Annotated in this window: 5 protein-coding genes; all 5 read right to left on the reverse strand. The window is 66.3% G+C overall.

What is annotated here, in order from left to right:
- Window positions 1-600: hypothetical protein (locus Q1V78_RS07835; RefSeq protein WP_300613344.1), on the reverse strand; the 600-nt coding region annotated here is incomplete at its 3' end.
- Window positions 601-824: 224 nt separating this feature from the next.
- Window positions 825-2,165, reverse strand: a complete 1,341-nt coding sequence (locus Q1V78_RS07840) for an Ig-like domain-containing protein (protein ID WP_300613346.1) — start codon at window positions 2,163-2,165, stop codon at window positions 825-827.
- Complete coding sequence (locus tag Q1V78_RS07845) at window positions 2,051-2,509, reverse strand: hypothetical protein (RefSeq protein WP_300613348.1); 459 nt, start codon at window positions 2,507-2,509, stop codon at window positions 2,051-2,053. Before Q1V78_RS07845 ends, Q1V78_RS07840 begins: the two co-directional genes overlap by 115 nt.
- On the reverse strand, window positions 2,506-3,120 hold the full coding sequence (locus tag Q1V78_RS07850) for a hypothetical protein (RefSeq protein WP_300613350.1): 615 nt from the start codon (window positions 3,118-3,120) through the stop codon (window positions 2,506-2,508). The genes Q1V78_RS07845 and Q1V78_RS07850 overlap by 4 nt, the downstream gene beginning before the upstream one ends.
- A 36-nt stretch (window positions 3,121-3,156) precedes the next feature.
- Complete coding sequence (locus Q1V78_RS07855) at window positions 3,157-5,577, reverse strand: Ig-like domain repeat protein (RefSeq protein ID WP_300613352.1); 2,421 nt, start codon at window positions 5,575-5,577, stop codon at window positions 3,157-3,159.
- Window positions 5,578-6,087 lie beyond the last annotated feature (510 nt).

The raw sequence follows: 6,087 nt of genomic DNA on the forward strand, positions 1-6,087 counted from the left end.
CGTGCCCACCGCACCCGGCAGGACGGCGGTGCCGTAGTCCTGCGCGTAACCGTCGGCGGCGCGCGGGGTGGCCTGCCGCATCGCGACGAGCACCGGGTCGTTGTAGTTGCGCCGCTTCTTGGCCTCCACGAACTTCATGGAGTCGAAGGAGGAGGTGCGGGCATAGCCCCAGTGCGCGTTCGAGTGGGTGTTGCGCAGCCCGTAGGTCCGCGCGGTCGCGGAGATGGACTGCGGGTACTTGCGGTAGAGCTGGGAGGCGATCGCATCGCTGGAGGTGCGGATCATCTCGGAGGCGCGGGCCTTATCGGCGGGCGTGCCGTGCTTGAACACGTAATCCGCGATGTAAAGCTTCACGATGGACAGCCCGGGGCGTGCCTCGTGCTGATTGCGGGTGCCGGCGATGAAGCCGGTGGGGGAGTGAGTGAAGCTGATCTGGGTGCGCGCCGGGGAGACGATGAAGCCCTGGGGATCCTGCACTGGGCGGGGCGCGGCGGAGGCCGGCGCGGTGGCCAGCGTGGTGGCGGTGGTCACTGCCAGGGCGACTGCGCCGGTGGTGGTGAGGCGGCGGGTAGTAGAAGCCTGAGAGAAAGATGAGCTCATAAGCTCATGATGCTAATCAACGCAGCAGGCAAAAGCCCGTAGCAAGGGTGTGTTTCCTCGCCAGGGGGTCTTTTCGCGCCCGTGTGACGGCGCCCGCCTGCTGAGCTGGCCCTCCGGGGCAGCCGGGGCACCTCGGCGCTGCCAAACTCGGCTGAGCCCAACGGCTCCAGGCAAAGAAAAACCCAGAGTGCGTCGATCCGCACCCTGGGTTCACACTAGGCGCTTTAGCGCTGGTGAAGGACGTGCATCACCGCAGCGATCACTACACTGATCACGCCGATCGCACCGAGCGCAATCAGCAGCTTGCGCAGGATAGAACCGTCGGTCGAGCCCATGTCGGAGCCATCCGGACCACCCTGGTTCTGATCATTGCCGTTGCCACCGTCGTTGCCGTCACCAGCGCCGGGGGTGTCCTCAACCTCGATCTCGTGGGCCTTGACCTCCACGGTGAGCTCCTCGGAGGTGGAAGGCTTCAAAACAGCCGTGACCACGCCGTCGTCATTGATGAGCTGCTGGCCGTTGAAGACGGCGCGGATCTGGTGCTCGCCGCGCGTCGGGAAGCGGTACTCGAAGCGAGCCTCCCCGGTAGCCGGGTCGACCGGCGCGGTACCCAGGAACTCCTCACCATCCAAGAAGGAGACCGTGGCTCCCTCAGTGATCTCCTCCTCGCCCTCGACGGTCACCCTCGCGGTGAACGCCACCGCATCGCCGGTCAGCGGGGTTGCATCCAGGTCGACCGAGACGTCCTCGCGGGTCAGCGTGGTTCCGGTCTCCACCTCCTTGGCGTTCAGAACCTCAAAGGTGACGGTCTCTGCCACGGCCTTGCTGAAGACCCGGCCGTCCACCTCGCGCTCCCGGACCTCCGCGGTGATCTTCTGCAGGCCAGCCTGCTCGAAGACGTGCTCCACGCTCGCATTGCCCTCAGCGTCGGTCTGCGCGGTGCCCACGCGAATCCCATTGGCACGGAAAATCACCTCGGCGCCTCCCGGGGAACCTGCGGAAACCTTGTAGCGAGCGCTTAGCGTCCGCTTCTCGCCGACCAGGGCCGGTTTGACGGCGTCCAGTTGCAGGGTGGTCTTCGCCACCGGAGCGACCTTCAGCTCAAGCGTGTCCTCGGCGCCGGAGACCTCCTGGGTCTCGTTCTCGAAGTCGGCGACGACGGCGCGCAGCTGCAGCGTGGCCGGCTCATCCGGCACGGTGGTCTGCAGTTCCGCCACCCCGTTGGCGGTCTTCGCGTGGCCGATTTCCTCATCACCGTTGAAGAAGACGACTTCCACGCCGTCCTCGAGGGTGGTGTCAGCGTCCGGGTCCGCTGCCGGATCAGCCAGCTCAGCGCCGACGGCCGCGTGCAGGCTCAGCGGCAGCTTGCCGTCTGCTGGGGCAGTAGCGTCGACCTCGCCTGTGAGGTCAACGGTGGCCTTCAGCGGGGTGCGCGGCTTCGGGTTGACCGTCACCGTCGTGGTTGCCTCCGAGGCACCCGTGCGCCCCTCGACGCCCAGGTAGCGGGCCACAATCTTGTGCTTGACGGACTCGCGGTCCGCCAGCTCGGCGTAGGTGTAGCGCACTCCGCGACGCCATCGCGAACGTCCACGGTGCGGCGCTGACCGTCGCCCAGGTCGAACTCGACCTTGCCCTCGGTGATGGGCTGACCATCCGTGCCCTTGACGAGGGCCTTCAGGGTGACCTCCGCTTCACCGCTGGTGACCTCAAGGTCGGTGGAGGTCTCGTCGAATTCGGTCTGCGTATCGCGCAGGGCCACCGTGGTGCTGGTGAGGGTCTTGTTGGCGGCATCCGCGGTGCAGTAGACCGCATCGGCAACGTTTGCCCGGGCGAGCATGGAGAGGGTGTTATCCCGATTCTCCTTGCTGGCGGGGCGCGCGTCGGTCCCGGCCGCGCGCAGACCCGTCACGCTCTTTGAGCCGACCGTGGTGGGGCGGTGACATCGAAGGCGATGCGTGGCAGACGGAAGGGCTTGTTCCTGTCCACTGCCAGGCCCGCGCGACTGACAAGCCAATTCCAGCGGTCGTCTTCCTGGCCGCCGTTATTCACCGAGTGCGCGCCATCCCAGATGCGGGCGAAAGCGCCATTGGCATTCGGCTTGCCCGAGGCATCAACGCGCTGCACCACGGCCGCCGGGTTTGCGTTCAGCCCAGATGCGCCCCCATCGAGGCGCAGGTTGCTGATCTTCACCCCCTGCGGCAGCGCGATATCGTACTTCATCCGCCCCGTGTCCTTGTCACCGGTGCTCATCCCGCCCGGCTGGACCTTGACGGTGAAGGTCTGGCCCGGGAGCACGGTCTCCGGGTACTCGACGGCGACATTATCCGGTGAAAGGGTCAAGCCGGACCCCGTGGAGAGCCACCCCTTATCCTCAACGCACTGGTGGTTGACCCGCACCGACTTCTTGACCGGCGCGGCAGCACTCATGGGGGCAGCGGAAAGCAGCGTGAAACTCAGGGACAGGGAGGTGATGGCGCCCAGGGCGAGGCGGCCCGAGCGACGAGAAGGCAACAGAGTCATAGAAAAGTCCTTGCGGGTGTAGGAGTGGGGGAGGGCTTAGTCACGGGACGCGCTAGAGCTGCCGGAGGAGGAACCCCCACCGGAGAACAGCGAGGTCAGCCACTCCCACAGCATGCGGAAGAAGTCGATCAGCGGGGCGAAGGGGTTGGTCGCCGAGGAGCTGGAGCCACCCGGTGTCACCTGGTTGTCATTGTCATCGCCGGGGTTCTGGTTATTCCCGTCGTCCGGCGTGCCGGGTTCGCCTGCCACGGTCACAGTCGTTGCCGTGGGGGAGGCCTCCTCGCCGGAGGCATTGTGGAAGACCGCAGTGAACTCTTGCGCGCCGGCACGGTTCCACAGCACGTCGAACTCCGTGATTCCCTCGACAACCGGGATGCGGGCAGTCTCGCCGTCCTTGGTGACCAGCTTGCCGCCGATAAGGATCTCCAGGAAGCCCGTCACGCTGCGCTGGCTACCGACCTCTGGGGTGAGGGTCGCGGTGTAGCTCGTGCTCTGGCCCTTCTCCGCGGCATCCGGCCCGTTCAGGGCGATCGCGACGTCGCTCGCTGCCGGGGCAGCCACGGTGATGGTCGTGGTGGTCGCTGCCCGCTTCGCGTCTGCCGGGTTAGCCGGGACGAAGGTGATAGGGACCTCGAATTCCCCTTCGCGTGCGAACACCAGCGGCAAGGTGGCGGTGCCCGTATCCTCCTGGACCTCCGCGGAGATGCGGCGCCCGTCGATCACGGCGGTGACGGTGCCAGCGGCCGCCGGGGTCACGGCCACGGTGGTCGGGGCCTCGACCAGAGGCTCGACGCTCTGCGGGGCGTTGACCTCAAGCTGGGTGTCAGTAGCCCCCTTCACCTGCACAGTCAGCACATCCTCGGCGGGGGTTTGAGTGTCATCCGCCGGGATGAACTTGGCCTCCACCGGGAAGTCGCTTTCACGGTCTGGGGTGAATTCCACGCTCGTGGCGTGGTCCTCCAGCGTGCGGGTGATCCGCTCGCCGTCGATCAAGAACTCCACGGTGCCTTCCGCCCGCTCCGTGTTTTCGGCAGGGGTGACGGTCGCGCTAATGCTGACCGGCTGACCGGGGCGAACTGGGCCGGCCTGGTCCGCGCTCAGCTCGATCGTCGTGCCGGTGACCGCATCGATCGTGATCGGAGCGCTGGCCGTGCCCGCCGCGAATGCGCTGCGTGGTGCGGGGGTGAACTCTGCGGTGATCTCCTGCTGCCGTGGGTTCGGGCCGGTGGGCAGCTCAGCGGTGGCGACACCTTCGTTGACCCTCGCCGTCACCGTCGAATCACCAAGGCGGAAGCGGACGGTGCCTTCAGCGCCCTGCGCCACGGTGGCCTTGACCTCCACGCGCGAACGCGCCGGGGCATTCTCGGGAACCTCGACGTTCAGGGCGGCGTCCTGGCCCGCGACCGTCACCGTGGTGGTGGCCGTGGCTGGCTTGAACTCGCCGGAGTTCTTCGGCTGGAAGTTGGCCTTGACCCCGTGCTCGCCCGTGATGGGGAAGGTCAGCTCGGAGGTGGCTACGCCATCAACCACTGGGGCGCTGGCCTTCAGGGAACCGGAGGTGAACTCCACGGTGCCCTCGGCCGCGGGCTTGAGGCGAGCGCTCAGTGTTGCGGGTTGACCGGCGACCGGAGTGCCGGTGGTCTCGAGGTTCAGGGCCACCTCGGAGGCGTCCTCAACGGTGACGCTCGCCAGCTTGGCGGCGCGGGAGTCCAGCGGGGCGCCAGCGCTAGCGCGGGGCGAGCACTGCACCGGGGCCCAGACTGTGCCAACAGGCCAAGGTGCTGACACTTTGCCCAGCATCGTGAGGAAGTTCTCGTCCCGGGCGAAGGTGCCCGCCTCCCCCTGGGTACGAACGCCCAGCGCCTTCTCCCCGGCGGTCTTCGCCTTGAGGCGCAGCGTGATCTCCGGGAAGCGCAGGTCGATCTTGGAGCCATTCAGCGTGTATTTGATCCCGCCCTCGCGGTTGCGGTTAGAGTTCGGGCCATTGCCGATGGTGGCGTTATCGGAGCTGGTCACCCGGAGGAACTCGCCCGTGGGGCTAGGGTTGCCGGCCGCATCCACCTGGAGGACCTTCATTCCCTTCAGGTTGGACTTCGACTCGTCGATCTCCGCACCGAGGAACTCCACGCCTGCGGGCAGCGCAATGTCCAGCTTCAGGCGGCTAGCGCTCTCCATTTTCGCCCTCAATGGCAGCGAGGGCAGGTCGACCTCCACGGGGTCAATGGAGAAGCCAGCGCGGAACTCCTCGCCAATACGAACGCTCTTCGGCGCATCGATATTGACGGTGACGTTATCCGTGCTGAATTCCTGTGGCCCTGCCATGCTGGTGGAGGGAACCGCCTGGCAGCTCAGAGACATGGACGCGGAAGTAGTCTCCGCGAGGGAAGCCTGGGGAATGAACAACATACCGCCGCCCAGCAGTGCCAGCGTCGCGGTGGTGGAGATGACCTTCTTCATCCCACTCCTTTTTAAGTTAGTGAAAGTGAGTAGACCTCCGGCGGGCGCCGAAAGATTAGGAGGTGGTTAAGCAGGGCTAAGTAAGTTCTGTCAATTGCACTTGAAACCCAAAGATGAAGGTCAGGCGCGGTGTGCGCGCCCATTCCGCTGCGCCGGAGAGAATCCGCCCAGCATCCACCCAGTTTTCGGCATGCGTCTATGCCAAGTCCCGCTATGCCTGATGGCTCGCTCATCGGGGGGTAAATAAGCCCGCTCCCAACCCCCGATCTGGCGGCTCACCAATCAGGCACCGCTCAGCCCCGTGCTAGCAGGGTGCGCGGCACACCAGCGCCGCGCCCGGCCTACCCCCCGCTTGACCGGTCGCGTCCGAACTAGCGGCGCTCCAGCTCCTCCAGGATCGCGCGCATCTCCGTGCGGCGTACCTTGCCCATCTGGTCAGCCGGCAGCGTTGCCACGTGGAAGAACTCCCGCGGCACCTTATAGCCAGTCAGCACCTTCTTGCAATGCTGG

It is taken from the genome of Corynebacterium sp. (assembly GCF_030152825.1).
Classification (GTDB): Bacteria; Actinomycetota; Actinomycetes; order Mycobacteriales; family Mycobacteriaceae; genus Corynebacterium.

Coding starts and splice junctions, on each gene's coding strand:
- Q1V78_RS07850 (WP_300613350.1), bottom strand. CDS start 3,120: ATGACTCTGTTGCCTTCTCGTCGCTCGGGCCGCCTCGCCCTGGGCGCC.
- Q1V78_RS07855 (WP_300613352.1), bottom strand. CDS start 5,577: ATGAAGAAGGTCATCTCCACCACCGCGACGCTGGCACTGCTGGGCGGC.